The 25,118-nt window shown below is 72.5% G+C and carries 21 protein-coding genes and 1 pseudogene; 5 read left to right on the forward strand and 17 right to left on the reverse strand.

All coding sequences use genetic code 11. The annotated features are described in order from the left end of the window. Window positions 1-168 precede the first annotated feature (168 nt). The 6 genes from ACF1GV_RS38535 to ACF1GV_RS38560 are packed head-to-tail and all read right to left on the reverse strand — an operon-like array spanning window position 169 to window position 5,438. Complete coding sequence (locus ACF1GV_RS38535; RefSeq protein ID WP_391690974.1) at window positions 169-1,395, reverse strand: cytochrome P450; 1,227 nt, start codon at window positions 1,393-1,395, stop codon at window positions 169-171. A gap of 40 nt (window positions 1,396-1,435) precedes the next feature. Beyond that, window positions 1,436-2,653 (reverse strand): cytochrome P450, encoded by a 1,218-nt coding sequence (locus ACF1GV_RS38540; protein WP_391690977.1) that lies wholly within the window; start codon window positions 2,651-2,653, stop codon window positions 1,436-1,438. Then, complete coding sequence (locus ACF1GV_RS38545; RefSeq protein WP_391690980.1) at window positions 2,650-3,276, reverse strand: ATP/GTP-binding protein; 627 nt, start codon at window positions 3,274-3,276, stop codon at window positions 2,650-2,652. Before ACF1GV_RS38545 ends, ACF1GV_RS38540 begins: the two co-directional genes overlap by 4 nt. Then, entirely contained in the window at window positions 3,254-3,580 is a 327-nt protein-coding gene (locus ACF1GV_RS38550; protein WP_391691178.1) for a DUF742 domain-containing protein, read from the reverse strand. The genes ACF1GV_RS38545 and ACF1GV_RS38550 overlap by 23 nt, the downstream gene beginning before the upstream one ends. 23 nt (window positions 3,581-3,603) lie before the next feature. Further along, entirely contained in the window at window positions 3,604-4,026 is a 423-nt protein-coding gene (locus ACF1GV_RS38555) for a roadblock/LC7 domain-containing protein (protein WP_391690983.1), read from the reverse strand. A 2-nt stretch (window positions 4,027-4,028) separates the two neighbouring features. After that, window positions 4,029-5,438: an ATP-binding protein gene (locus ACF1GV_RS38560; protein ID WP_391690986.1), complete on the reverse strand. Its 1,410-nt coding sequence runs from the start codon at window positions 5,436-5,438 to the stop codon at window positions 4,029-4,031. A gap of 593 nt (window positions 5,439-6,031) precedes the next feature. Between ACF1GV_RS38560 and ACF1GV_RS38565 the strand changes: the two genes are divergently transcribed. Then, on the forward strand, window positions 6,032-9,010 hold the full coding sequence (locus tag ACF1GV_RS38565; RefSeq protein WP_391690989.1) for an ABC transporter substrate-binding protein: 2,979 nt from the start codon (window positions 6,032-6,034) through the stop codon (window positions 9,008-9,010). A 1-nt stretch (window position 9,011) separates the two neighbouring features. Here ACF1GV_RS38565 and ACF1GV_RS38570 read toward each other — a convergent pair whose 3' ends face one another. From ACF1GV_RS38570 to ACF1GV_RS38600, 7 genes are all read right to left on the reverse strand, one after another. Continuing rightward, complete coding sequence (locus ACF1GV_RS38570) at window positions 9,012-10,220, reverse strand: sensor histidine kinase (RefSeq protein WP_391690992.1); 1,209 nt, start codon at window positions 10,218-10,220, stop codon at window positions 9,012-9,014. A gap of 48 nt (window positions 10,221-10,268) precedes the next feature. Continuing rightward, window positions 10,269-11,999: a cation acetate symporter gene (locus ACF1GV_RS38575; protein ID WP_391690995.1), complete on the reverse strand. Its 1,731-nt coding sequence runs from the start codon at window positions 11,997-11,999 to the stop codon at window positions 10,269-10,271. Window positions 12,000-12,201: 202 nt separating this feature from the next. Further along, complete coding sequence (locus ACF1GV_RS38580; RefSeq protein ID WP_391690998.1) at window positions 12,202-13,101, reverse strand: LytR/AlgR family response regulator transcription factor; 900 nt, start codon at window positions 13,099-13,101, stop codon at window positions 12,202-12,204. 117 nt (window positions 13,102-13,218) lie between these two features. Next, window positions 13,219-13,602, reverse strand: coding sequence for a hypothetical protein (locus ACF1GV_RS38585; RefSeq protein ID WP_391691000.1), 384 nt, complete (start codon window positions 13,600-13,602; stop codon window positions 13,219-13,221). 111 nt (window positions 13,603-13,713) lie between these two features. Then, complete coding sequence (locus tag ACF1GV_RS38590) at window positions 13,714-13,986, reverse strand: hypothetical protein (protein WP_391691003.1); 273 nt, start codon at window positions 13,984-13,986, stop codon at window positions 13,714-13,716. A gap of 199 nt (window positions 13,987-14,185) precedes the next feature. Continuing rightward, a complete protein-coding gene (pntB, locus tag ACF1GV_RS38595) occupies window positions 14,186-15,643 on the reverse strand; it encodes a Re/Si-specific NAD(P)(+) transhydrogenase subunit beta (RefSeq protein ID WP_391691005.1) in 1,458 nt (485 codons plus the stop codon). Between the two features lie 6 nt (window positions 15,644-15,649). Beyond that, the gene (locus tag ACF1GV_RS38600; RefSeq protein WP_391691008.1) at window positions 15,650-17,206 is read right to left on the reverse strand and encodes a Re/Si-specific NAD(P)(+) transhydrogenase subunit alpha; all 1,557 of its coding nucleotides are present in this window, start codon (window positions 17,204-17,206) and stop codon (window positions 15,650-15,652) included. A gap of 276 nt (window positions 17,207-17,482) precedes the next feature. Between ACF1GV_RS38600 and ACF1GV_RS38605 the strand changes: the two genes are divergently transcribed. The 3 genes from ACF1GV_RS38605 (at window position 17,483) to ACF1GV_RS38615 (ending at window position 20,400) form a co-directional block, all read left to right on the forward strand. Beyond that, window positions 17,483-18,436 carry an immunity 49 family protein gene (locus tag ACF1GV_RS38605; protein WP_391691011.1) on the forward strand — a complete coding sequence of 318 codons (954 nt, stop codon included), beginning with the start codon at window positions 17,483-17,485 and terminating at the stop codon, window positions 18,434-18,436. Window positions 18,437-18,552: 116 nt separating this feature from the next. After that, window positions 18,553-19,230 carry a TIGR00266 family protein gene (locus tag ACF1GV_RS38610; RefSeq protein WP_391691014.1) on the forward strand — a complete coding sequence of 226 codons (678 nt, stop codon included), beginning with the start codon at window positions 18,553-18,555 and terminating at the stop codon, window positions 19,228-19,230. A 15-nt stretch (window positions 19,231-19,245) separates the two neighbouring features. After that, window positions 19,246-20,400 carry an abortive phage infection protein gene (locus ACF1GV_RS38615; protein ID WP_391691016.1) on the forward strand — a complete coding sequence of 385 codons (1,155 nt, stop codon included), beginning with the start codon at window positions 19,246-19,248 and terminating at the stop codon, window positions 20,398-20,400. Window position 20,401: 1 nt separating this feature from the next. On the opposite strand, the pseudogene ACF1GV_RS38620 reads toward ACF1GV_RS38615, so the two are convergent. From ACF1GV_RS38620 to ACF1GV_RS38630, 3 genes and pseudogenes are all read right to left on the reverse strand, one after another. Further along, window positions 20,402-21,564, reverse strand: a pseudogene (locus ACF1GV_RS38620) (alpha-amylase family glycosyl hydrolase); the annotation flags it as partial. Window positions 21,565-21,579: 15 nt separating this feature from the next. Beyond that, window positions 21,580-22,200, reverse strand: a complete 621-nt coding sequence (locus tag ACF1GV_RS38625) for a DedA family protein (RefSeq protein ID WP_391691018.1) — start codon at window positions 22,198-22,200, stop codon at window positions 21,580-21,582. Window positions 22,201-22,247: 47 nt separating this feature from the next. Next, window positions 22,248-22,817 (reverse strand): winged helix-turn-helix transcriptional regulator, encoded by a 570-nt coding sequence (locus ACF1GV_RS38630; protein WP_391691021.1) that lies wholly within the window; start codon window positions 22,815-22,817, stop codon window positions 22,248-22,250. A gap of 101 nt (window positions 22,818-22,918) precedes the next feature. Here ACF1GV_RS38630 and ACF1GV_RS38635 point away from each other — a divergent pair, with 101 nt between their 5' ends. Continuing rightward, entirely contained in the window at window positions 22,919-23,719 is an 801-nt protein-coding gene (locus tag ACF1GV_RS38635) for a crotonase/enoyl-CoA hydratase family protein (protein ID WP_391691024.1), read from the forward strand. 143 nt (window positions 23,720-23,862) lie between these two features. On the opposite strand, the gene ACF1GV_RS38640 is transcribed toward ACF1GV_RS38635, so the two are convergent. Then, window positions 23,863-25,101, reverse strand: a complete 1,239-nt coding sequence (locus ACF1GV_RS38640; RefSeq protein WP_391691027.1) for a PP2C family protein-serine/threonine phosphatase — start codon at window positions 25,099-25,101, stop codon at window positions 23,863-23,865. Between the last annotated feature and the right edge of the window lie 17 nt (window positions 25,102-25,118).

Consider the following 25,118-nt stretch of genomic DNA (forward strand, 5'->3'; position numbering starts at 1 on the left):
TCAACGCCCACAAGTCCGGCACCATCAAGGGCCTCACCGCCGAAGTCGGCGCCTCCCTCACCAGCGGCGCCGCCATCTGCGAGATCACGGACTGAGACACCCCGGGAAACCGGAAACCGAAACGCCCGGCGGGCCGCGGTGTCGCGGCCCGCCGGGCGGTCGTATGCCTTACGCCGGTGTCAGGCGCACCGGCACCTCCTGGTGGCCGTTGCTGATGAGGGAGGGCACCGGTCGCAGTTCACCGGCCGGCACGGCGAGGGCCAGCTCGGGGAAGCGGTCGAAGAGCTGCCGCAGCACCTCCACGACCTCCAGGCGGGCCAGCGGGGCGCCGAGGCAGAAGTGCACGCCGTGGCCGAAGGCGAGGTGCTCCTTGAGGGTGCGGGTGACGTCGAAGGCGTCGGCGTCGTCACCGTGCCAGTCGGGGTGGCGGTTGGCGGCCCCGTAGGAGGCGAGGATGGCCTCGCCGCGGGCGATGGTGCCGCCGCCGGGCAGCTCGACGTCGGTGACGGCGTAGCGCAGCGGCAGGTGCTTGACGGCGGGTGAGTGCCGCAGGGTCTCCTCGACGACGTCGTCCCAGCCGGCCTTGCCGGTGCGGACGAGCTCCAGCTGCTCGGGGTGGGTCAGCAGGGCGACCACGGCCTGGTCGATGACGTTGACGGTGGTCTCGTACCCGGCGCTGATCATCAGCAGCAGCGTGTCGCGCAGTTCCTCGGCGGCCAGGCCGCTGCCGTCCGTCTCCTCGTCGCGGGCCGCGATGAGCAGGGACGTCATGTCGTCACCCGGGGTGGCGGTCTTCGTGGCGATCAGCTCGTCGAGGACGCCGTACAGGGCGACGGTGTTGGTCTGGGACTCCTCCTGCGTGAGGGTGGTGTCGAAGACGCCGTCGACGAGCTGCCGAAAGCCCTCGCGCTGGTCCTCGGGGACGCCCATCAGGTGGCCGATCACGGAGATGGGCAGCGGGTAGGCCAGGTGTTCGCGCAGGTCCACGACCTGTCCGGCGGGCCGTGCGGCGAGCGCGTCGATCAGGTCGGTGACCATGGCCTCGATCGCCGGGCGCAGTTCGGCGATGCGCCGGGCGCTGAAGGCGGGGGCCACCATGCGCCGCAGCCTGCGGTGGTCGGCGCCGTAGGCGGTGAACATGTTCTTGACCGCGACCCACAGGGCGAGCGGCCACGTCGCGGCCCGCTGTTCGAACTCGGGCCAGTGGGCGCGCGCGTCCTTGGACACCGCCGGGCTGGTCAGCAGCTGCTTGAGCAGCGCGGGGTCGGTGACGGCCCAGGCCTGGACGCCGAGGATGTCCACGCGTGCGGCCGGGCCCTGCTCGCGCAGGATCCGCTGCTCCTCGGGGGCGGCGGCGCCGGTCGGGTCGAGGACGAGCGGGGGGTGCTGGGACATGCTGGTCTCCTTCGGGCGGCTGGCAGGGGAACGGGCTGGTTCAGACGACGGCCGGGAAGCGGACGGGCAGGCCTTCCAGCGCGCGGTGGAACGGGCCGGGCCGCCAGGTGAGTTCGGACTCGGGGCAGGCCAGGTCGATCTCCGGCAGCGCGTCCAGCAGGCAGCTGATGGCGGTCTCGGCGATGAGGTAGGCGTGGGTCCTGGCCGGGCAGGTGTGCGGGCCGATGCTCCACGACAGGTGGGCGCGGTTGCCTGCCAGCTGTGCGGCGGTGAGGCCGGCGGTGACGGCCGGGTCGTTGTTGCAGGCGGCCATGGAGATGACGACGGGCTGGTGGGCGGGGAGCAGCACGCCTTCGACGTCGATCGGGTACGGCGGGTAGCTGATGCAGTAGTTGGCCATGGGCGGGTCGGTGTACAGGACGGTGTCGAGGGCGTCGCGGACGGGCTGGCCGGCGTGCAGGCCCGCGGAGAACTGCTCGTCGGTGAGGATCCTGAGCACGGTGTTGCTGATCAGGTTGGTCAGCGGTTCGATGCCCGCGCCGTACAGCGTGACGAGCTGGTGGGCCATCTCGACGTCGTCCAGGCGGGCGGAGTGCGCGATCAGCCGGGAGGTGACGTCGTCACCGGGCTGCCGGCGCCGCAGGGCGACGAGATCGCCGACGGCCCGGCCGAGGATCTCGTTGCCCCGGGCGGCCGTCTCGGCCTCCGCCTCGAAGATCTTGGCCATGCCGTCGGCGATGCGACGGCCGATCTCGTCGGGGCAGCCCAGCAGGGCGCTCAGGACGCGGAAGGCGATGGGATAGGAGTACTGGGTGAGCAGGTCGGCGTGGCCGAGGGCGCGGAACTCGCCGAGGGCCGCGGCGGCGACCTGCTCCACCAGGGCGCGCAGCGCGTGCTGGTCGACGGCCTGCAGGCTCGCGGTGTTGGCCGCGCGGTAGCGGGTGTGCTCGGCGCCGGACGAGCGCAGCGCGTTGGGGCGCCACTCCATCATCGGCTTCACGGGGCAGGTCTCGGGGATCGACTGCTGCCAGATCCGCGGGTCGGCGGGGAAGTGCAGTGGGTCGTTGAGGATGCGCCGGGCCTGGTGGAAGCCGATGACCAGGGTCGCGGGGACGCCGGGGGCGAGGTCGACGGGGACCAGCGGTCCGACCTCGCGGCGCATGCGCTCGTAGGCCGCGTGGGGATCGTCGGCGAACTCGGCGTCGTAGAGCGCGATCCGCGTCGCGGGGCTCGCGCTGCCGGGGGCGTGGGTCGTCATGAGCGGGGCTCCACCAAGGGGGCTAAGGCCTGACGGGTGGTCAGGTACTCGAGGAGGGTGATGAGCGCGTACACACAGGAGCGCCGGTCACGCGCGTCGCACTCGGTCAGCGGTGTGTCGTCGTCCAGCGCGAGCGCCTGCCGGATCTCGTGCAGGGGGTAGCGGGGCGCGTCGGGGAAGACGTTGATGACGACGGCGTACGGCGTGTTCTGGTCCTCCAGCAGGCCCAGCACCTCGTGGCAGCCGTCGAGGTCGCGGGCGTCGGCGAGGACCACCGCGCCCAGCGCGCCTTCGGTCAGCCCCTGCCACAGGGGCCGGAAGCGGGTCTGGCCCGGGGTGCCGAAGAGGTAGAGCACCAGGCGGTCGCCGAGCAGATGGATGCGGCCGAAGTCCATGGCGACCGTGGTGGCCGTTTTGTGCGGCTTGCCGCGCAGATCGTCCACGCCGACGCTCGCCTCGGTGATCGGCTCCTCCATACGCAGCGGTGCCACTTCGGAGACGCTGCCGACGAAGGTGGTCTTGCCGACGCCGAACGCGCCGGCGACGACGATCTTCGCCGACCGGGTGACGCCGGGGGCGAGGTAGGAGAGGGCGGGCCGGTCAGACGATTTCGCGGAGTCCACGCAGCACCTCCTGTAGCAGGTCGAGTCCGGGCCGGTCCTCCTCGGCGGGGGCCGGTGCGGTGAGATGGCCGCTGTCCATGAGCGCGGAGACGAGGATGCGGACCGTGGACGGCGGCAGTTCCAGTGCGGCGGCGACGTCGGCGACGGCCAGTCCGCCGCGCCCGCCGGCGAACAGGCGCATCACCCGGCGGGCGTCCGGCCCCAGCCTGTCGGTGGGGCCGGACGCGGCGACGAGCACCGTCTCCAGGCGGACGTCGCGGCTGGGGCGGTTGCGGCCGCCGGTGCGGACGTACGGCCTGATCATGTCCGGGTCGTGCCGCGGACCGCTCACGTCGCGGTGCCGCCTTCCGCGGCCGGGCGGCGGCTGGCGACGTCCATCTCGTGGCCGAGCCGGGTCGCCAGGCGCACCATGTGATGGGTGATCAGGCCGACGTCCGCCTCGGGGCCGGTGGTGACGACCGAGAGCATGCTGTTCCTCGCGGCCGCGGTCGTCAGCCCGATGCGGCCCTGTGACTCGATCAGCAGCTGGCACATGCCCTTGCCGCCGACGTGCTCGTCCCATGCCTTGCCGGCGGCGCGCAGCGACGCGGTCACGGCGGCGAGCTTCTCGGCGTCCTCCTGTCCGATGGTCTGCGTACGGGCCTGCAGGAGGCCGTCGCCGCTCATCAGCACGGCGTACTCGACGCCCTCGACGGAGCCGAGTTCCTGGTCGAGCAGCCATCCGAGGCTGTTGCTGTGCGTGTCGCGCATGGTCAGTGTCCTTCGGTGGGTCCGTTGTCTTCCGGCATCCGGCGGCCGCGGCGGCTGCCTGCCGCCCAGGCGGCCGCGACGCCGGGCCGGCCCGGCACGACGGTGTCCTCGGCCGGTGGCGGGGGCGTGCTGCGTGGCCGGGCCGGGCGTTGGCGGACCGTCAGACCGCTGGCGGTGGTCCGGGCAGGCGCCGGATCGACGGCTTCCTGCGGGGCGGGGACGGCGGCGGGCGCGGCGACGGTGTCCCTCGCGGCGGGTGCGGCGGCGTCCTGCCGGGCGGGCACGGCGGCCGCTTCGGGTGCGGCGGGCCGCGCGACGGCGGGCCGGGGAGCGGTGGCCGGTGCGGCCAGGAGACTCTTGGGCAGCACCAGGACGGCCCGGGTGCCCTGGTAGATGTTCGGCGCGGTCAGCTCGACCCGGAAGCCGTAGTTCTCCGCGAGCAGCGAGGCGACCCGCAGACCGGTCTGCGGATGGGCGCCGAGCCGGGTGATGTCGTCGCGGTGCTTGCCGGACATGATGTCGCTGGCCCACATCAGCCGTTCGTCGTCCATGCGCAGACCGGCGTCGTCCACGATCAGGAAGCAGGCGTGGTGGCCCTCCTCGACGGAGACGTGCACGCGGGCGGTCGGCGGGGAGTACCGCAGGGCGTTGTCCAGCAGCAGCGCCAGGGTGTGCACGACGGCCTCGACCGCCCGGCTCTCCACCGCGACGGTGTCCAGCTCGTGGTGCTCGATGCGCTGGTAGCCCTCGATCCGGCCCATCGCGGCGCGGATCACATCGGTCAGGGTGGTCCGCGGCCAGCGCCGGGAGAGCTTGTCGCCGGCCAGGACGGCGTACCCCTGCGCGGTGAGGAGCATCTGCTGCGCGATGTGGTCGATGTGCACGAGGGTCGCGTACGCCTCGTCGTCCTGGTGGGAGCGCACGCCCTGGCTGATCTCCCGGCTCAGCCGGGACGCCTTGGCCACGACGTTGGAGGCGAAGCTGCGTACGGCGGCGCGGGTGGCCTCGCGTGCGTCGCGGTGCGCCTTTTCGATCTCCCGGTCGGCCGCGGAGCGGATCTGCGCGGTGTGCTCGTCGGCGGTGGCCTGCGCGGTCTCGCGCACCTGGGTCACGGTGGCGGTCACCTGACCGGTCAGGTCGCGCAGCCGGGCGGCGAGCGGCGTGTGGGCCAGCGACGGGGGCGGGAGGAGGTCGCCACCGGAAGCGTCGCCCGAGGCCAACGCGGGTAGTGTCGCAGTGAGTTGTCCAAGTGCGTACTCCGCGGCGCGCAGCTGCTCGGTGAGTTGCTGCGTGTGGCTTCGCAGTTGTTCGCCTCTGCCGCGTTCCCGCCGGTACGCGTGGCGGAAGTGCCAGGTGGTCCCTGTGGCCGCCAGGGCGACCGTGGCGCCGGCGGCCAGTAACAGGTCGGTCATCGAGTCCTCTCCAAGGTGTCCGGCCCGTGAACCGGCCGGCACGGGGCATGGCGACCGGGCGAGGTGATACCACCGGCTGGATGCGGGCATGACAGGCCGGACGCCGGGAGCCTCGTGAACCCGCGCACCCGAGGGCGGCCCTGCGCCGGTGCGGACACGGCATGGATCCGACCGGTGCCGACTGCGCTGGGGCCGAGGTGAACGGGCCTGCCGGCCAAGGCGGGGAAGGCGGCGGGCACAGTGTCCTTTCGGGTCCGCGGTCTCGTCGTCCTGCGCCGCATCAGCGACGCCCGGTGGCCGTTGCCGGTCCGCCCGGAGTTTATCGGCAAACCAGCAATGTGTTCGACGCTTCGGCCTGGAAGCTGTGAAAGATCCATGACGACCCGGCAGGGAGGCTGACCTGCGGGTCCGTTCCTTCGCCTATGTCCCGAACGACCCTGGAAAACAGGGAGGTTGACCCCTTTGCGGGCACGGTCCGGCATGGCCGCGTGAGCGTGGCCCGCCGGTCCGTACCGCACCTCGCACCGCCGCGGTCTGGTGTAATCGTCGCCGGAAGATCCCCCGGGGGGCGGGGGTGTCACTGGGGGGCGGGTTTGGAAGAGCTGACGGCGGCCGACCCACGGCAGGTGGGGCGCTACCGGATCCTCGCGCGGCTGGGAGCGGGCGGGATGGGCCGCGTGTTCCTGGGCCGCTCCACCAGCGGCCGGATGGTCGCGGTGAAGGTGGTGCGCTCCGAACTGGCGGAGGATCCCGAGTTCCGGCGCCGGTTCGCCCGCGAGGTGGATGCGGCCCGGCGTGTGACGGGGTTCTTCACCGCGGCCGTCGTCGACGCCGACCCCGAGGGCTCACCCGCCTGGCTCGCCACCGCCTACGTGCCCGGCATTCCGCTGGACGAGGCGGTCCGCGTCCACGGGGCGTGGCCCCGGCGTTCACTGCTCGTGCTCGGGGCCGGGCTGGCCGAGGCGCTGGAGGCCATCCACGGCACCGGGCTGATCCACCGCGACCTCAAGCCGTCGAACGTGCTGCTCGCGGCCGACGGCCCCCGCGTGATCGACTTCGGCATCTCGCTCGCCACGGAGGCGAGCGCCCTGACGCAGACGGGCATGGTGATCGGCACGCCGGGATTCATGTCGCCCGAGCAGGTGACGGGGAGAGCGATCGGCGCCGCCAGCGACGTCTTCTCCCTGGGCGCGGTGCTGGCCTACGCGGGCACCGGGGCGGCCCCGTTCGGAGCCGGCTCGCCGCACTCGGTGAACTTCCGCGCCGTCTACGAGCAGCCCGACCTTCGCGATCTGCCCGCGGGGACGGACTTCGTCGCCCGCCTGCTCGAGAAGGACCCGGTCCGACGGCCGACCGTCCCCGAACTGCTGGCCGAGTTCGCCCAGTTGCTCGCGGAAGGGGACGGACACGCCTTAGGGGGCCCGTTGCCGAAGGAGACCGACTGGCTGCCCGAGGCGGTGGCGCTCGCCCTCACCGAGCGCAACACCACCACTCCCCCGCTGCGGCCTGCGGACCCGGCGGCCCGGCAGGTCCCCGCCGACGCGGACGGCGGCCCGGGGGTGGGCTCGGGCACGGCACCGCCCACCCCCGATCCCCGGGTCTCCCTCGCGAAAAGCCCCGCGCCGCCGGACCCCTCCCCAGCGACGCCCGCACCGCAACCCGTCGTCGACGGCCCAGGGACACGGCGGCCCCTGCCGCCCCGCACTCCGGCACCGCCCACCCACGAGCCTTTCGTCCTCTCCCCCGGCACGCCCATCGACCCGCCCACGCCACCGCCCGGCCGTGCCGGGCGCCGCCGTCTCGTGGCGATCGCTCTCGCGGCGGCGCTCGTCACCGGTGGCGGCATCACCGCCCTGCTCGCCCAGCAGGGCCGGGACAAGGGCGAGACACCCCACAGCGGTCCGCGTGCCTCCGCCGCCGCCCCCACGGGCTTCGACGCCGCCGTCGGCCACGTGGTCAACGCCTCCGACCGCAAGGGCGGCACCCTGCGCCTGGTGAGCGGCGCCGACGCCGACTCCTGGGACCCGGGCCGCTCCTACTACGGCTGGGTGTGGAACATGCAGCGCCTCTACGCCCGTACGCTGCTCACCTACGCCCCCAAGCCCGGCAAGAGCGGTCTCACGCTCGTCCCGGACCTGGCCGAGGCCCAGCCGCAGGTCTCGGCGGACGGCCGGACGTACACGGTGAAACTGAGGTCCGGTGTGAAGTTCGAGGACGGCACGCCGATCACCGCGAAGGACGTCAAGTACGGCATCGAGCGCGTCTTCGCCCAGGACGTCGTCACCGGCGGCCCCACCTATCTGATCGAGACGCTGGACCAGGGGCAGAACTACCCGGGACCGTACAAGGACGGGGCGTCGGCGCGCTCCGGTCTGCGGTCCGTCGAGACGCCGGACGACCGGACACTCGTCTTCCGGCTGGCCAAGGCCGACTCGCGCTTTCCGTACCTGCTGGCCATGGGCGCCACCTCCCCCGTACCGCAGAAACGGGACACCGGCGCCGGTTACGGCGGCAGGCCCGTCTCCTCCGGACCGTACCGGTTCGCCTCGTACACGCCCGGACGGTCGCTCGTCCTCGTGCGCAACGAGAACTGGAGCCGGGCGACCGACCCGCTGCGCAGCGCGCTGCCGGACCGGATCGAACTGACCGTCACGACCGCCGGCGACGTGGCCGCGCGGCTCCTCGACGGCACCGCGGACCTCGACGTCCAGCAGGCCGGACTGGAGCAGAGCGCCGCGAGCAAGGTGGTGCAGGACCCGAAGCTCAAGGCCCACGCCGACGCCCCGCTCACCGGCTACCTGCGCAGCCTCGCACTCGTGTCGAAGACGGCGCCGCTCGACAACCCGCACTGCCGCAAGGCCGTGTTCTACGCCGCCGACACCACCGCGCTCCGTACCGCGCGCGGCGGAGTGACGGCCGGGTCCCTGCACGGCAACATGCTGCCCCCCACGCTGCCCGGCTCCGACGACTACGACCCGTTCGGCCTGACCGGCGGCAAGCCGCAGCCGGAGAAGGCCAGGGAGGAACTGCGGGCCTGCGGCAGAGCGCAGGGATTCACCACCAAGCTCGTCCTGCGTGAGGGCAAGCCGCAGGACGAGCGGACCGCACAGGCGCTGCAGCAGTCCCTGAAGGCCGTGGGGATCACCGTCGAGACCGAACGGCTGGACGTCTCGGACTTCTTCTCGGTCGTGGGCTCGCCCGGCGAGGTCAAGAAGAAGGGCTACGGCCTGATGCTGTTCGCCTGGGGCGCCGACTACCCTCACGCCTCCGGCTTCCTGCCGTCCCTGGCCGACGGGCGCCTGATCACGCCCGCCGACAACGTCGACTACGCCCAGATGAACGACCCGGAGGTCAACGCCCTCCTGGACCGGGCCAGGTCCGAAACCGATCCGGCGGGGGCGAACGAGCTGTACCGCCGGATCAACCACAAGGTCACCGACGGTGCCTACTACCTGCCGATCGTCGCCGACAAGGCGCTCAACTACCGCAACCCGCGGCTGACCAACGTCTACGTCGACGACGCGTACGGGATGGTCGACTTCCAGGCCCTCGGCATCGCGGACGGCACGTAGCTCACCGGCCCGGCGGCGAGGAGCGCACGCCCGCGCGGAACTTGGGGATGCGCACGGTGACCTTCATCCCCGCTCCGACGGCGGTCTCGATGACGAGTCCGTGGGTGTCGCCGTACACCTGGCGCAGCCGCATGTCCACGTTGCGCAGCCCGATGCCCGTGGCGGGCCCGCCGGATCCGTGCAGGATCCGGCGCAGCCGCTCCGGTTCCATGCCGACCCCGTTGTCCTCGATGATCACCCGGGCCTCGGGGCCGTCGTCCTCCGCGAGGATGGTGACGGAGCTGCGCTCCATGCTGTCCTCGAGTCCGTGCTTGAGGGCGTTCTCCACCAGCGGCTGCAGACACAGGAACGGCAGCGACACGGACAGCACCTCGGGCGCGATCCGCAGGTTCACCTCCAGCCGGTCGCCGAAGCGGGCCCGGGCCAGCTCCAGGTACTGCTCGATGGAGCGCAGCTCGTCGGCGAGCGTGGTGAAGTCGCCGTGCTTGCGGAAGCTGTAGCGGGTGAAATCGGCGAATTCGAGGAGCAGTTCGCGGGCCCGGTCGGGGTCGGTGCGGACGAAGGAGGCGATGGACGCGAGGGAGTTGTAGATGAAGTGCGGTGATATCTGCGCCCGCAGCGCCCGGATCTCCGCCTCGATGACGTCGGAGCGGCTGCGCTCGAGGTCGACCAGTTCCAGCTGCACGGATACCCAGCGGGCGACCTCGTCGGCGGCCCGGGCCAGGGCGGCGGACTCCTTGGGCCCGAAGGCTCCCAGCGCCCCGCTCCGGCGGCCGTCGACGGCGAGAGGGGTGACGGCACCCCAGCGCACGGTGCAGTCCGGACGGTCGCAGTCGACCTTGACGGCCCGGGTGCCGCCCTTGCCCACCACTTCGGGCAGCAGCCGCTCCACCAGGTCCCGGTGGTGGGCGCCCGGCCCCTCCCAGGCGAGCACCGCCTCCTCGTCCGTCAGGGTCATGGACGCCTCGCCCAGCAGAGGTCTCAGCCGCCGGGCCGCCTTGCGGGCGGTGTCGGGGGTGAGTCCGGCGCGCAGCGGACGCGCGGCGAGCGAGGCGGTGTGCAGGGTGTGGAACGTGGCGCGCTCCACCGGGGAACCGGGCCCGGGCGGCTCCCGGCGGCCCTGGCGGGCGGTCAGGTGACCCGCGCCCGCACCGAGGGCGAACAGCGCCGCGCCGCCGGCGGTGACGAGCGCGGTGGCCAGAGTACTCATGCGCGTTTCCTTACCGACGGTCGACGGGAGGACGGGAGGACTGGCCCGTCATGGTGACGAGGGGCGCGTACCGCCCGTCTCGGGGAGGTGCAGCCGGGCCATGATCGCGGCGGTGCTGTGCGGGACGCGGTGCCGGGTGGCGAGGGAGACCACGATCATGGTGGCGAAGCCCAGCGGCACCGACCACACCGCGGGCCAGGCGCACAGCACGTGCAGCCACCCGGAGCCGGGCGTGCCGCCCATCGCCGCGGCGACCGCGGCCAGCGCGCACCCCCCGCCCACCACGAGTCCGGCCGCGGCACCGGGCGGGGTGAGGCCCCGCCACCAGATCCCGAGCACGAGCAGCGGGCAGAACGACGAGGCGGAGACGGCGAAGGCCAGCCCGACGGCGCCGGCTGCGGGCAGGTCCGGCAGGGCGAGCGAGGCGGCGACCGGTACCGCGATGGCGAGCAGCGTGGCGAGCCGGAAGTGCCGTACCCCGAGGGTGGGCAGGACGTCCTGGGCGAGCACGCCGGCGACCGACAGGGCGAGCCCGGAAGTGGTGGACAGGAACGCCGCGAACGCCCCGCCGGCGACCAGCGCACCGACCAGGTCGCCGGCCATGCCGCCGATGAGCCGCTGCGGCAGCAGGAGCACCGCCGCGTCGGTGTCGCCCGACAGCATCAGATCGGGGGCGTACAGGCGGCCGAGCGCGCCGTAGACGGGCATGAGGAGGTAGAAGACGCCGAGCAGTGCGAGGACGATGACGGTGGTGCGGCGGGCGGCGCGTCCGTCCGGGTTGGTGTAGAACCGCACCACGACGTGCGGCAGCCCCATGGTGCCGAGGAACGTGGCCAGGATCAGGCCGTAGGTCGCGTACAGGCCGTGTTCCTCGCGGCTCTGCGCCACCGGTCGCGCCCAGCCGGCCGGCAGCGTGCGGGCCCGCTCCGCGGTCGCCGGCCGGGGCACGCCCGCTCCGGCGGGGAAGCTCAGCGAGCTGCCGGCCGCGACGCGGTGCGTGCCCGGGGCGAGCAGCAGCTCGTCCCGGTCGTGGTACGTGCCGTCGATCGTGCCCTGCGCGGTGACGCGGACGGGCCGGTCGATCGCGATGTCCTGCGGCGTGTCCAGGCTGACGAGCGTGGGCCGGTGGAAGGTGGCCGGGCGGTCCCAGGACGGCTGCGGGGTGTGGTCGGCCCGCCAGGCGGCGAGCAGGAAGACCACCGGGACGAGCAGCGCGGTCAGTTTCAGCCAGTACTGGAAGGCCTGGACGAAGGTGATGCTGCGCATGCCCCCGGCCGCCACCGCTGTCGTCACCACCGCGGCGACCAGCAGACCGCCGCACCACTGGGGGGCGCCGGTGAGCAGGCGCAGGGTGAGTCCGGCGCCGCGCAGCTGGGGCAGCAGGTAGAGCCAGCCGATGCCGACGACGAGCACGGAGGCGATGCGCCGCACCGCCTGCGATTCCATCCGTGCCTCGGCGAAGTCGGGCAGGGTGTAGGCGCCCGAGCGGCGCAGCGGGGCCGCGACGAAGATCAGCAGGACGAGGAACCCGGCCGTGTAGCCGATCGGGTACCACAGCATGTCGACGCCCTGGGCGAGCACCAGCCCGGCGACCCCCAGGAACGACGCGGCCGACAGGTACTCGCCGCTGATGGCGTAGGCGTTCAGCCGCGGTGGGACGCTGCGGGAGGCGACGTAGAAGTCGGACGTGGTGCGGGAGATACGCAGCCCGAGCGCGCCGACGAGCAGGGTGAGCGTCACGACCACCGACACCGCGGCTATCGCGTAGGCCTGGTTCAACCGCTCGCCCCCTGCGCGTCGTGTGGACCGGCCCGCGCCGTCTCACAGGGGTCCGGCACCGGGGCTCCGCTGGTCGTGCTCGCCGCCTTGGCGTTGATCACACGTGGCGGTGAGTGTACGCAGCGGTGCTGCGGTGGAACAGGTGCCGTGCCTTCTTCCCGGACGGCGGCGCGGGGCCGGGGAAGGCCGGTGCCCGGCGGGGTCAACGGCCGCGCCGAGGGGCTGCGTTCGCCCGTCGGACGAGCAGATCGCGCAGTTCGCGGGCGTTGCGCCGGCTCACCGCGAGGATCCGGTCGCCGATGCGTACGCTCAGGCTGCCGCCGTCGAGACGGAGTTCCTCGATGCTCGACAGACGGACCAGGTACCGCCGGTGGATACGGACGAAGCCGCGGGGGCGCCAGCTCTCCTCCAGGGCGGCCAGGGAATTGCGGATCAGGTGACCGGCGCCCTGGCGGGTGTGCACGCGGGCGTAGTCGCCCTGCGCCTCGACGTGGGTGATGTCGTCGATGTCGACGAAACGCGTCACTCCGCCGAGTTCCACGGGGATGTGGGCGACCTCCACGGCGGGGGTACGGGCCGGGAGGGCGCCGGTCCGCTCGGGTGCGGTGGCCGGGGTGCCCGGGCGTGCCTGCGCGGCGTGGGGGCCCGCAGCGGCGGCGAGGGTCTCGGTCACCCGCCGCACCGCCTCCGAGAACCGCTCCCTGCGGATCGGTTTGAGCAGGTAGTCGACGGCCTTCAGGTCGAAGGCCCGCACCGCGTGGTCCTCGTGCGCGGTCACGAACACGATCAGCGGGGGTGCCGCGAATCCGGCCAGCAGGTGCGCCATGTCGAGGCCGGTGAGGCCGGGCATGTTGATGTCGAGGAAGACCACGTCGATGCCGTCGTCCGCGCCCTGTCCCTTCCCGACGGCCCGGCCGAGCCGGCGCAGCGCCTCGGTGGCGCCCTGGGCTCCTTCGGCGTGGCCGACGCGGGCGTCGCCGCGCAGCAGGTACAGCAGTTCCTCCAGGGCCGGTGCCTCGTCGTCGACCGCGAGCGCCCGCAGGCCCGCCCGCCACTGCGCCTGCTCGCGTCCCTGTGTGCCGGCGGCAGTCCCCTCACCCATCCGACCCGTCCCCCCAGGCTCCGTCAGGCGGCCCACCCGTGCGGTGGGCTTCCCGCAGGACGATAGCCACGACTCGCCGGGGTCCGTCCAGACCCCGGACGGTCCGGGGCGCCGGGCTCACGGCTCCTTCGACGGCGCTGCTGCGACGTACTCGTCCTCGTGCCGTTCCGCGTGGCGGACGTACCAGCGCCCGATGCACAGCAGGACCGGATAGGGCGCCAGTCCGAGGGCGAGCCATACGAGGAGCGGAGCATGCCCCTGCGCATCGAGCGGCGGCACCAGACGCAGCAGCAGGGGCAGCAGCCCGAGCAGGGTGACGAGCAGCGCGACCGCACTCAGGGCGAGCCGGGCCTGTCTGCGCATCAGCGCCCGGACCGGTGGGACGTCCTCGGTGGCGCCGGCGTCGCTCGCGCGGGCCGGCCCCGGATGCGAGCCCGCGCTGCGTGTCGCCGCCGGCTCCCCGGTGACCACCTCGCGCCGAGGGACGGAGTCCGCGCCCAATTACGCACCCCCAAGATCCCCGGCTCGCACTGCTGCGGCGAGTGTACGCAGCCCCGCGATCTCGGACCAGACAGCGCAACGCACGGACACGCGGCGCGGGAACGGCGTCGGTCAGCGCTGTTCTCCGGTCAGCTTGAGGTCCTGGTGGGCGATCTCCAACTCGACGAAGCACTCCTCGGCCTTGCGGAAGGCGATCTCCAGCGCCGCCGCCGCGCGCGGTCCCGCGTGCGCCGCCGACCACCGCCGTACGTCGTCCAGGACGTCGGACCAGCGACCGGCGGCGCTCTTGACCCTGCCGACCGTGTCGGCGAGTTCCCGCGCGGTCCTCGGGGAGCTGGACGGAAGCCCTCGCAGCTCGTCCAGCAGTTCCTGGATCTCGGCCATGCGGCTCCTCCTTCGGGCCACCCGGGAGAAGGGGCCCTGACCCGCACGATAGGCCTCGGGGCCGCTCGCCTTCCGCACCCTGAGGCCGGAGGATCTGCGAGCGGTCCGTGTCATCGCCGGACGGTCGGCACCGGCGGACGAACGGGGGACGAGCCCGTCGGTGCCGACCGTCCGTGAAGCGGGTATACGGAGCGCCGGGTCAGCGGCCCGCCGCCGTCGCCTCGCGTGTGCCGGGATTCGGCGCGTCGTTGCCCAGCGCGTGCAGGATCTCATCGACGCTCTGCTTGGCGTCGCCGAAGAGCATGCTGCTGTTCTCGCGGAAGAACAGCGGATTCTGCACACCGGCGTAGCCGGAGGCCATGGAGCGCTTGAAGACGATGACCTGCTCGGCTTCCCAGACCCGCAGCACCGGCATGCCGGCGATCGGGCTGGACGGGTCCTCGGTCGCGGCGGGGTTGACGGTGTCGTTCGCACCGATGACCAGGACGACCGAGGTACCGGCGAAGTCGTCGTTGATCTCGTCCATCTCCAGGACGATGTCGTACGGCACCTTCGCCTCGGCCAGCAGCACGTTCATGTGCCCCGGCAGGCGCCCGGCCACGGGGTGGACGCCGAAGCGGACCTCCACTCCCCGCTCGCGCAGCTGACGCGTCAGTTCCGCGACGGGATGCTGGGCCTGTGCGACGGCCATGCCGTAGCCGGGGGTGATGATCACCGAGCGGGCTTCGGCGAGCATCTCGGCCACCTCCGCGGCCCGCACCTCGCGGTACTCGCCCTGCTCCTCGTCGCCGCCGGAGGGCGCCTCGATGCCGAAGCCGCCCGCGATGACAGAGAGGAAGGACCGGTTCATCGCCTTGCACATGATGTACGACAGGTAGGCACCGGAGGAGCCGACCAGCGCGCCCGTGACGATCAGCAGGTTGTTGTCGAGCAGGAAGCCGGCCGCGGCCGCCGCCCAGCCCGAGTAGCTGTTCAGCATGGAGACGACGACGGGCATGTCGCCGCCGCCGATGGAGGCGACCAGATGCCAGCCCAGGGCCAGCGCCAGCACGGTCACCGCGATCATCAGCGCCAGGTTCGGGGTGATGGTGAACCACACGGTCAGACCGACGAACGCGACCAGCGCACCGATGTTGAGCGCGTTCTTGCCGGGCAGCATCAGCGGACGGGACTTGATGCGCGCCGACAGCTTCAGGAACGCGACGATCGAGCCGGTGAAGGTGACGGCGCCGATGAAGATGCCGATGAACACCTCGGCGTGGTGGATGCCGAGCAGGTCGTCGCCGATCCGGGTCTGGGCGGCGCCGTGGGCCTCCACCTCCAGGTAGCTGTTCCAGCCGACCAGCACCGCGGCGAGGCCGACGAAGCTGTGCAGCACGGCGATCAGTTCCGGCATCTGCGTCATCTCGACGCGGCGGGCCCGCCACAGTCCGATCGCGGCGCCGAGCGCCATCGCCACCACGATCAGGGCCACCGCCGTGGCGGTGATGCTCTGTGCCGCCACCACGACGGTGGCGACCAGCGCGAGGGCCATGCCGGCGATGCCGTAGACGACGCCGGCGCGGGAGGTGCGGTGCTGGGACAGGCCGGCCAGGCTCAGGATGAACAGCAGCGCGGCGACCAGGTCGGCAGCGTGGGAGGCTGTCAGGGAGGTCATCTCGGCTCAGCCTTTCGAGAACATGGACAGCATGCGGCGGGTGACGGCGAAACCGCCGAAGACATTGACGCTCGTCAGCAGGATGGCCACGACCGACAGCGCGGTGACGAGCGTGCTCTCGTGCCCGATCTGCAGCAGCGCGCCGATCACGACGATGCCGGAGATCGCGTTGGTCACCGACATCAGCGGCGTGTGCAGCGCGTGGTGCACCTTGCCGATGACGTAGTAGCCGATCACCACCGCGAGGGCGAACACAGTGAAGTTCCCCGCGAGTTGGGCGGGCGCGAAGGCGACCAGCAGGAACATCGCGAGCATGCCGAGCCCGATCAGGGTGAAGCGTCCCGCGGGGGTCAGTCTCGGTCGTTTCGGCTCGGGCGGTGTCACCGGCTGCGCGGCGGCAGCGGCCGGCGCGGCCGAGACCGACACGGGCGGCGGCGGCCAGGTGACGTCGCCGTCGCGCACCACGGTCACGGCCCGCTGCACGACGTCGTCGAAGTCGATCGTCAGCCGGCCGTCCTTGCCGGGCGTGAGCAGCTTGATCAGGTTCACCAGGTTGGTGCCGAACAGCTGCGAGGCCTGGGCGGGCAGCCGGGAGGCGAGGTCGGTGTAACCGATGATGGTGACGCCGTTGTCGGTGACCACGGCCCGGCCGGCGACCGTGCCCTCGACGTTGCCGCCCTGGGCGGCCGCCATGTCGACGATCACGCTGCCCGGCTTCATCGCGGCCACGTCCCGGGCCGTCAGCAGGCGCGGCGCCGGCCGGCCCGGGATCAGCGCGGTCGTGATCACGATGTCCACGTCCTTCGCCTGCTCGTGGTAGAGCTCGGCGGCGGCGCGGTCGTAGTCGGCGGAGGTCGCCTTGGCGTACCCGTCGGTGCTCGCCTCCTGGGCGACGTCCACCGCCAGGTACTCGCCGCCCAGTGACTTCACCTGGTCCGCGACCTCGGGCCGCGGATCGGTGGCCCGTACGACGGCACCGAGGCTGGAGGCGGCGCCGATCGCCGCGAGGCCGGCCACGCCCACGCCCGCGACGAGCACCTTCGCCGGCGGCACCTTGCCCGCCGCGGTGACCTGGCCGGTGAAGAACCGGCCGAAGACGTGCGCGGCCTCGATGACCGACCGGTACCCGGCGATGTTCGCCATCGACGACAGCACGTCCATCGACTGGGCGCGCGAGATGCGGGGCACCGCGTCCAGCGCCAGCGCGGTGATGCCGGCCTCGGCGAGCGTCCGGAGCAGCTCGGGCCGCTGCGCCGGGGCCAGCACGGCGACCACGGTCGCGCCCCGCCGCAGCCGGGCGATCTCCGCGTCGGAGGGGGCGTTCACCTTCAGTACGACGTCCGCGCTCCAGGCCTCGCCGATCTCCGCGCCGGCGTCGCGGTAGCCCTGGTCCGTGAAGCCGGAGGCCGCCCCGGCCTCGGGCTCCACGACGACTTCGTAGCCGAGGCCGAGCAGCTGACGCACCGTGGCGGGGGTCGCCGCGACACGCGTCTCCCCGGAGGCGGACTCGGCTACGACGCCGATCCGCTGCGGTGGGTGGTGCGCGGGTTCATGGGCAGACATTCTCGTGATCTCTCCTCGGAGGAGGGTGACGGGTATCCCGATCGATGGGTGTCCCCTGGACCGTGTTCCCCGGATGGCCGCAGGTCGTAGGAACCTACCCGCCACAGTCGCCCGAGCAGAGGGGGCGGCACCGTGGTTTGTTTCACTGAATGAAAGACCGGCCTTGGTGTATGGCCATGGGCGTGCGCCGCCCCTGCGCCCTCGACCCGGGGTGCTGTCAGTGCCCACTGATAGCGTGCCACCCCCTGTAGAGAAGATCATGAAAGGACGGCGCCCGTGCGTGAAGTGACGCGTCATGCCGTCAGCGGCCGGCGTATGACCGAGGCGCTCGAGGACATCCACCAACGAGCCCGGGGGCGCCGGCACGGGCTGCGGTACGGGGACGCGTCCCCGCTGAGACTGCGGGAGATGGGCGACGAACTCGTCGAGCACGTGGCGGCCCGGACGGTGCGGGAGCCCCTGCTCGACGAGACGTCACGGGCTGCTCTGCGGACCGCGGCGGAGTGCGCGCTGGGCGCGCTGAGCATCGGGTGTTTCCCCGACGGTGACCAGGAGGTTTTCTTCCCGCTCATCGACGAGGAGCTCACCAGCGAGGACGTCGCCTTCGCCGACGTGGTCGATCACGCCCCGACGGCCCGGACATGGCTGGACGCGTTCGAGTTGTGCCTGGTCGGCGGGCTGGTGTGGGACTGGCAGCGCGCGATCGGCCTGACGCTGCGCGGCGACTGCGCGTCGGCGGTCCGGGACGGGGTGCCGTACCCGCGGTTCACCCAGGTGTCGGATCCGGCGGATCTCGCGGCCATGGACGCCCTGTGCGGCTACTTGACCGAGGCGGAAGGGCATCTGCCGCGGGACTGGCCGGCCGTACCGCTGTGCAAGCCGGACGACGACGCACGCGCCGAAGCCGCCCGGAGCCTGGATGCCGCGGGGCCGGTGACCCCCGACCAGCGCCTGCTGCGGATACTCCTGGACGACGACCGGGCCCGCTTCGAGGAAGCACTCGCGGACCGGCTCGTCGAGCACCGGCAGGGCGTCGGCGCCGATCCCTCCGCCGCGACCCTCCTTCCGCTCGGCGTGCTCGCCCTGGCCGTCCTCGCGGTCCAGGTGCACGGCTGGGAGCTCGGCGTCCGCTCCGGCTATCTGCCGCCCGATCTGCTGGGCTCGCCCGAGGCGCTGCAGCAGGCGGACGCCCTGGGCGTCAACGACCTGGGCTACTGGGCCGCCAAGTAGCCACCGCGGCCGGGAGGAAAGTCGCGTGGGCGGGGCCGAGGGACATCCGATGGTCGGACACCCCGGCTACCTTCGGCCGACGCGGCTGGGGCGAGGCCGTTCCTAACGTGGCCGGTATGGATATCGACGTACGACACAGCCCGTCGTTCACGGTGGCCAGGGTGCGCCTGGCCGCCGGTGAGTCGGTGCGGGCCGAGTCCGGGGCGATGATGGCGACCTCCGGTGGGATCGCCGTCGCGGCGAAGGCGGAGGGCGGGCTGCTCAAGGGCCTCAAGCGGAGCGTCCTGGGCGGCGAGTCGCTGTTCGTCACCCGGTTCACCGCGGACGCCGGCGGCGGCTGGGTGGATCTCGCCGCGCAGCTGCCGGGCGACGTGACGGCCATCGACGTCGACGGCGGGGTGAGCCTCGCCCGCGGCGCCTGGCTGTGCTCCTGCGACGGAATCGACCTCGACACCACATGGGGCGGGTTCAGGAACCTGGCCGGGGGCGAGGGCGGCTTCCTGGTGCGGGCCGAAGGGACGGGGCGGGTGGCCGCCGCCTGCTACGGCGCCCTGGACCGCGTCGAGCTGGGCCCCGGCCAGACGCTCGTCCTCGACTCCGGGCACCTGGTCGCCTTCGAGGACGGGCTGTCGTACCGCACCCGCAAGGTGACGCAGGGGCTGATGCAGACCCTGAAGTCCGGCGAGGGCCTGGTCTTCGAGTTCACCGGGCCCGGCCGGTTGTGGACCCAGAGCCGCAATCCGTCCGCGCTGGTCACCTGGCTCACCACCAAACTCCCCTTCAGCCGCGGCTGATCGATGCGAGATGTCATGAGGAACGACGGGATCAGCAGGGCACGCTTCCTGGGCCTCGCGGCCGGCGCGGCCGGCGCCTCGGTGGCGCTTCCACCAGTGCCCGCGGCGGCACTTCCGACGGCGCCCGCGGCGGCCGGCCTCGCCGTCTCGCGCGGCGGGCTGCGGCACCGGGGTGTCGTCTACGAGGTCGGCGCGGGCGAAACCCCGGCCACGGCATGGAGCCCGCTCCGCGCCGCCGCGGACTTACGGGCGATACGGCACCAGTTGCACGCCGACACCGTGAAGGTCACCGGTGACGGCGTCGAGCGGCTCACCGTCACCGCCACCGAAGCGGCGGAACTCGGCCTGAACGTCTGGCTGGAGCCGACACTGGGCGACGTGCCCGCCGCCGACATCCTGGACCACCTGGCGCAGACGGGCCGGTTCGCCGAGCGGCTGCGCCGCCAGGGTGTGCGGGTGCAGCTGAACGTGGGGTGCGAGTTCTTGCTGTTCGTGCCCGGCATCGTGCCCGGCGCCACGGCCCAGGAGCGCGTCGAGAACCTCCTCAAGGGTGCCTACGACCCGGGGCGTACGGCACGGCGGCTCCGCCGGTTCACCGCACGGGCCGCGGCCGTGGGCCGGTCCGTCTTCCACGGGCCGTTGTCGTACGCCGCCGCCCAGGACGAGGACGTGGACTGGGACCTGTTCGACCTCGTCTGCGTCGACTACTACGGCTCCCACCCCACCGCCCGGGATCACGTCCGCGAACTGCGCCGGTACCTGCGCCCCGGGAAGCCGCTCGCGATCAGCGAGTTCGGCACCTGTACGTTCCAAGGGGCACCGGAACTGGGCGGCATGGGCTGGGACGTCGTCGACTGCACGGCGACGCCGCCCGAGGTCAGGGCGGCCCTCGTCCGCAGCGAACGCACCCAGGCCGCGTACCTCACCGAGGTGCTGCGCGTCTTCGAGTCGATGCGTCTGCACGCGGCCATGGCCTACACGTTCGTCACCCCGGACGCCCCGCACCGTGCCGAGCCCCGGTTGGACCTGGACATGGCGAGCTACAGCCTCGTGAAGACGGTCCGGGACCGCCCGGGCGACCCGGACTCCCCGTGGCACTGGGAACCGAAGGAGTCCTTCCACGCCCTGGCCCGGGCCTACGGGGCAGGCCGCACCGATGTCCACGGCTGAGTCACTCCGTCCGCAGCCGCACCGCCGTGTCCTGCGGGAGCCTGCCGTCCGGGGTGAGGGGGCCGCCGGCCAGGAGCAGCCGTGCGTGCGGCGGCAGCTCCGCGGGAGCTGCCGCCAGGTTGACCACGCAGCGCAGGCCGCCCGGCCGGGCGAAGGCGAGGACGCCGTCCGGTGTGGGAAGCCAGGTCAGGGGGGAGTCGCCGAAGCCGTCCTCGCAGCGGCGCAGCGCCGGGGCCCGCCGGGAGAGGGTGAGCATCGGCTCCGGGTCGCCGCTCTGCCGGTCGACGGCGTACGCGGCCCGGCCGGCGGGCTGTGGCAGCCAGGGTTCGCCGTGCGAGCCGAAGCCGGCGTAGGGGGCGTCGGCCTCCCAGGGCAGCGGGATGCGGCAGCCGTCGCGCCCCGGGTCGGTGCCGCCGGAGCGGAAGTGCATGGGGTCCTGGATGCGGTCGAGGGGCACGTCGGCCTCGGCAGACCCAGTTCCTCCCCCTGGTAGAGACAGACGGATCCGGGCAGGGCCAGCGTCAGCAGGGCGGCGACGCGGGCACGACGGGTGCCGAGTTCCAGGTCGGTGGGTGTGCCGAAGTCCTTGGCCGCGAAGTCGAAGGCGGTGTCGCGACGGCCGTACCGGGTGACGGTGCGGGTCACGTCGTGGTGGCACAGCACCCAGGTGGCCGGGGCGCCGACCGGGGCGTGCCCGGCGAGGGTGTCGTCGATCGAGCGGCGCAGCCGGTCCGGCTCCCAGGGACAGGTGAGGAAGCTGAAGTTGAAGGCCGTGTGCAGTTCGTCGGGGCGCAGGTAGCGGGCGAAGCGTTCGGTGTCCGGGAGCCAGACCGCGCCGACGAACACCGCACCGTACTCGTCGGCGATCGCCCGCCAGGAGCGGTAGATGTCGTGCAGTTACTCCCGGGCGATGTAGGGGTGCGCGTCGACGCCCTCGGTGAAGTCGGCGAGTGCCGGGTCCTTCACGAGCAGGGCGGCGGAGTCGATGCGTACGCCCGCCACGCCGCGTTCGAACCAGAAGCGCACGATGTCCTCGTGCTCCCGGCGCACGGCCGGGTGCGCCCAGTTGAGGTCGGGCTGCTCGGGCGTGAACTGGTGCAGGTACCACTCGCCGTCGGCCACCCGGGTCCGGGTGGGCTGGGCGAACTGGGAGGGCCAGTCGTCTCGGAGCCGGCGTCGTCAGTTCTGGTGCCGGCGCCGCAGCAGGTGCCGGCCGAGGAACGCGGCGGCGAGGACGCCCAGGGCGATGAGGGCGTAGAGCTGGTAGCGGGTGATCTCGTCGTAGATGGCGGTGATGTGGGTGCCGGCCAGGTAGGCCAGAGTGACCCACAGCCCGACCCAGAGCGCGGCACCGAGGGCGTTGAAGACGAGGAAGCGGCGCCAGGGCATGCCGCTGGTGCCCGCGATGATGCCATTGGCCTGGCGCAGTCCCTCGACGAAGCGAGCCACAGTGACGATCTTGGCGCCGTTGCGGGCGAAGAACTCCTCGGCCCTGTGGAAGCGTTCGGGCGTCAGGAAGACGTAGCGACCCCAGCGGTGGACGAAGGCGCGTCCGCCGGTCCGCCCGATCAGATAGCCGACGTTGTCCCCGGCGACGGCCGCGACGAACGCGATCGCCGCGACGGCGACGATGTTCAGCCGCCCGGCTCCGGCGTAGATCCCCGCGGCGATCAGGATCGTCTCGCCGGGGGCGGGAATGCCGAAGTCCTCCACGAAGACGACGGCGCCGACGGCCCAGTAACCGTAGTGACTGAGCAGCGGCGCCAGGTGGGCCAGCGGGCCCGGGAGAGGCGGGGCCATGCGCCCACCGTACGTCACCGGTCCACGGGCCGGGACCGGCGCGCCGTTCAGCGGAGGTGACCGCGTGAGGTAGGTGATCGGTCGGACGGCTGCCGGCAACTGTCGCCACCGGCTTGGGCGTCCGCTCCGAAGCGGGCCTTCACCACGGGGTCGTCGCGAAGCCGAGCCGGGTAGCCCGGGCCGGTGCGTACCGTCACGTCCTCGCTGTCCAGGGGCTCACCGCAGGAGGAGCACACCACCCGGGCCCGTGTGTCGTGTCCGCACGCGGTGTGCCGCATGACCACCGGTACGCCCTCGTCGTCCGCCAGCCAGCGGTCGCCCCACGCGTTGAGGGCAGCGAGGACGCCGAAGAAGTCGCGGCCCTTCTCCGTGGCCAGGTACGCGTGGCGGACCGGTTCCGTCTGGTAGGCGCGGCGTTCCAGGAGGCCGGCGTCCTCCAGGCGCCGCAGCCGGTCGGTGAGGGTGTTGCGCGCGATGCCGAGCGAGTCGATGAAGCCGTCGAAGCGCGACTCGCCGTAGAAGATCTCGCGCAGCACCAGCAGGGTCCACGCGTCGCCCAGGAGGTCGACCGTGCGGGCGATCGAACAGGGCCAGCCGGCGAACGAGGTCCTTCTCACCCCATCGACCTTATCAGTTTCATCATGAGATGGACTTGTTCCGGCGCGGCCGCCCCTCTAACGTCAGCTGAGTCTCATCATGCAACTGACGAGGAGAAGCGATGAGTGCAGCCGAGGCGCGCCCGAAAACCGTCACCGTCGAACGCAAGGGGCACGTGCTGCTCATGGGCCTGAACCGCCCGGCCAAGCGCAACGCCTTCACCCGGGGCATGCTCGGCGAGCTGGCCGCCGCCTACGGGCTGCTGGAATCCGACGACGATCTGTGGTGCGGGGTTCTCTTCGCGCACGGCGACCACTTCACCGGCGGGCTCGACATGGTCGACGTCGGCTCCGAACTCGCCTCCGGACACTTCCTGCTCCCCGACGGCGGCCGCGACCCCTGGCGGCTGGACGGCCCCTGGACCAAGCCCGTCGTCGCCGCCGCGCACGGCTGGGTGATGACCCTCGGCATCGAGCTGCTGCTCGCCGCCGACATCCGTGTGGCGTCCCGTGACGCGCGCTTCGCGCAGTACGAGATCCGCCGCGGCATCTACCCGTTCGGCGGCGCCACGTTCCGCTTCCCGCGGCAGGCGAGTTGGGGCAACGCCATGCGCTGGGTCCTGACCGGCGAGGAGTTCGACGCCGCGGAAGCGCACCGCATCGGACTGGTACAGGAGGTCACGGCCGACGGCCCGTCGGCCGTGGCGCGGGCCACGGAGATCGCCGGCATCATCGCGGAGAAGTCCGCTCCCCTGGGCGTGCGCACTGTCCTGAACTCCGCCCACCTGGCTCACGAGCACGGCGACCGGGCCGCCGTCGAGCGCCTGCGCCCCGACATCGCCCGGCTGCTCACCACCGCCGACGGCGCCGAGGGCGTCCAGTCCTTCGTCGAGCGGCGCGACGCCGTCTTCACCGGCCGCTGACCAGCCCCCTCTGTTCGAGGAGTACCGCCGTGGCCGGTGGGCGACGCCTGGGCCCACGGCTTGGCGTGTACCGTCAACAAGGGTGGACGGCCAGTCTGTTCGGTGGACAGCGTTGGCCCGGGCACCTTGGATCCGTACCGGAGTCATGGTCCGCCGATGTCGGCGGGGGCCGGTCCGGGCCATTCGACGAGGAAGAGCGTGGCGTCGTCGGTCGTGCGCCCTTTGCGGGCTTCCTTGAGGGCATGGGACAGCGCGCGGACCATGGCTCGGGGTCCCATCCGGGTGCCGGCCAGCCGATTCACCCAGTCGATCAGCTGTTCTTCGCCGAACGGCTGCTCACGGCTCTGGTGCTCCTCCACGAGTCCGTCGGTGAAGCAGAGGATGCGGTCTCCCGCCTCCAGCGTGAACTCGGTGACCACCGGCTCCGGGCCGCCGAACCCGACCGGCAGGGTGGTGGGGGACTCCAGGCGGGCCACGACCCGCTTGTCGCGCAGCAGCAGGGGGGCGGGGTGCCCCGCATTGACGCACTGCAGGTTTCCGGTGACGGTGTCGAGGCGCATCATCTGCGCGGTGACGAAGTGGTCGGCGTCGAACTGTTCCCCGATCGCCTGGTCCATGAAGAAATAGATCTCGGCCAGATCGACGGCGCTGCGGCGGGCATGCCGGTAGGCGCCGATGGCGACGGTGGCCATCACGGCGGCGCCCAGGCCGTGGCCCATCGCGTCGATCATCGCCACGTGGAGAACATCGCCGTTCAGGGCGTAGTCGAAGCTGTCGCCTGCCACGTCGTAGGCGGGCTCGAGGATGCCCGCGACCGCCACCCGCGGCATGTTCATCGCCAGCGGCGGGAGCAGCGCGCCCTGGATTTCCGCGGCCACACTCATGTGCTGCCGGCGCCGGGCGAGGAAGAACTGGTCGGTGTAGCTGTGCTTGGTGACCAGCATGTCGGCCACCACGCATGCGATCCGGCGCAGCAGCCGCCGGTCGTCGTCGTCGATGGTGGCCAGGGTGACGGCGAGGACGCCCACCTGGTCCCCGCCGTCCAGCAGCGGGATGTAGAGCCGTACCCCGTCGCCCTGCGGGACTTCGACCGAGCGCGCTTCGAGAAAGGCCGTGCCGGCGTCGGACGCGTCGATCAGCTGCGGGTCTCCGGCGGCCAGGCCGGGCGCGGAGAAAGGCACCAGGACCCACTGCCCGTGGTCCTGGAGGAGCAGTGAGATGTCCCGCCCGCCGAGCCGGGCCGCCGCTTCCGCGACGATCGGGCCGACGCGGTCCGGCGGCAGCAGATGCGCACGGTCCAGCAGGGTCCCCAGGACCTCCTCCCCGAAGGACTGCGACCGATCCGCGACACTCCTCCCCTCCGCTCCTCCGTCTGCCGTCATGATCCGGGCACCCCCGG

This window comes from Streptomyces sp. NPDC014006, from assembly GCF_043088925.1.
Taxonomy (GTDB): Bacteria; Actinomycetota; Actinomycetes; order Streptomycetales; family Streptomycetaceae; genus Streptomyces.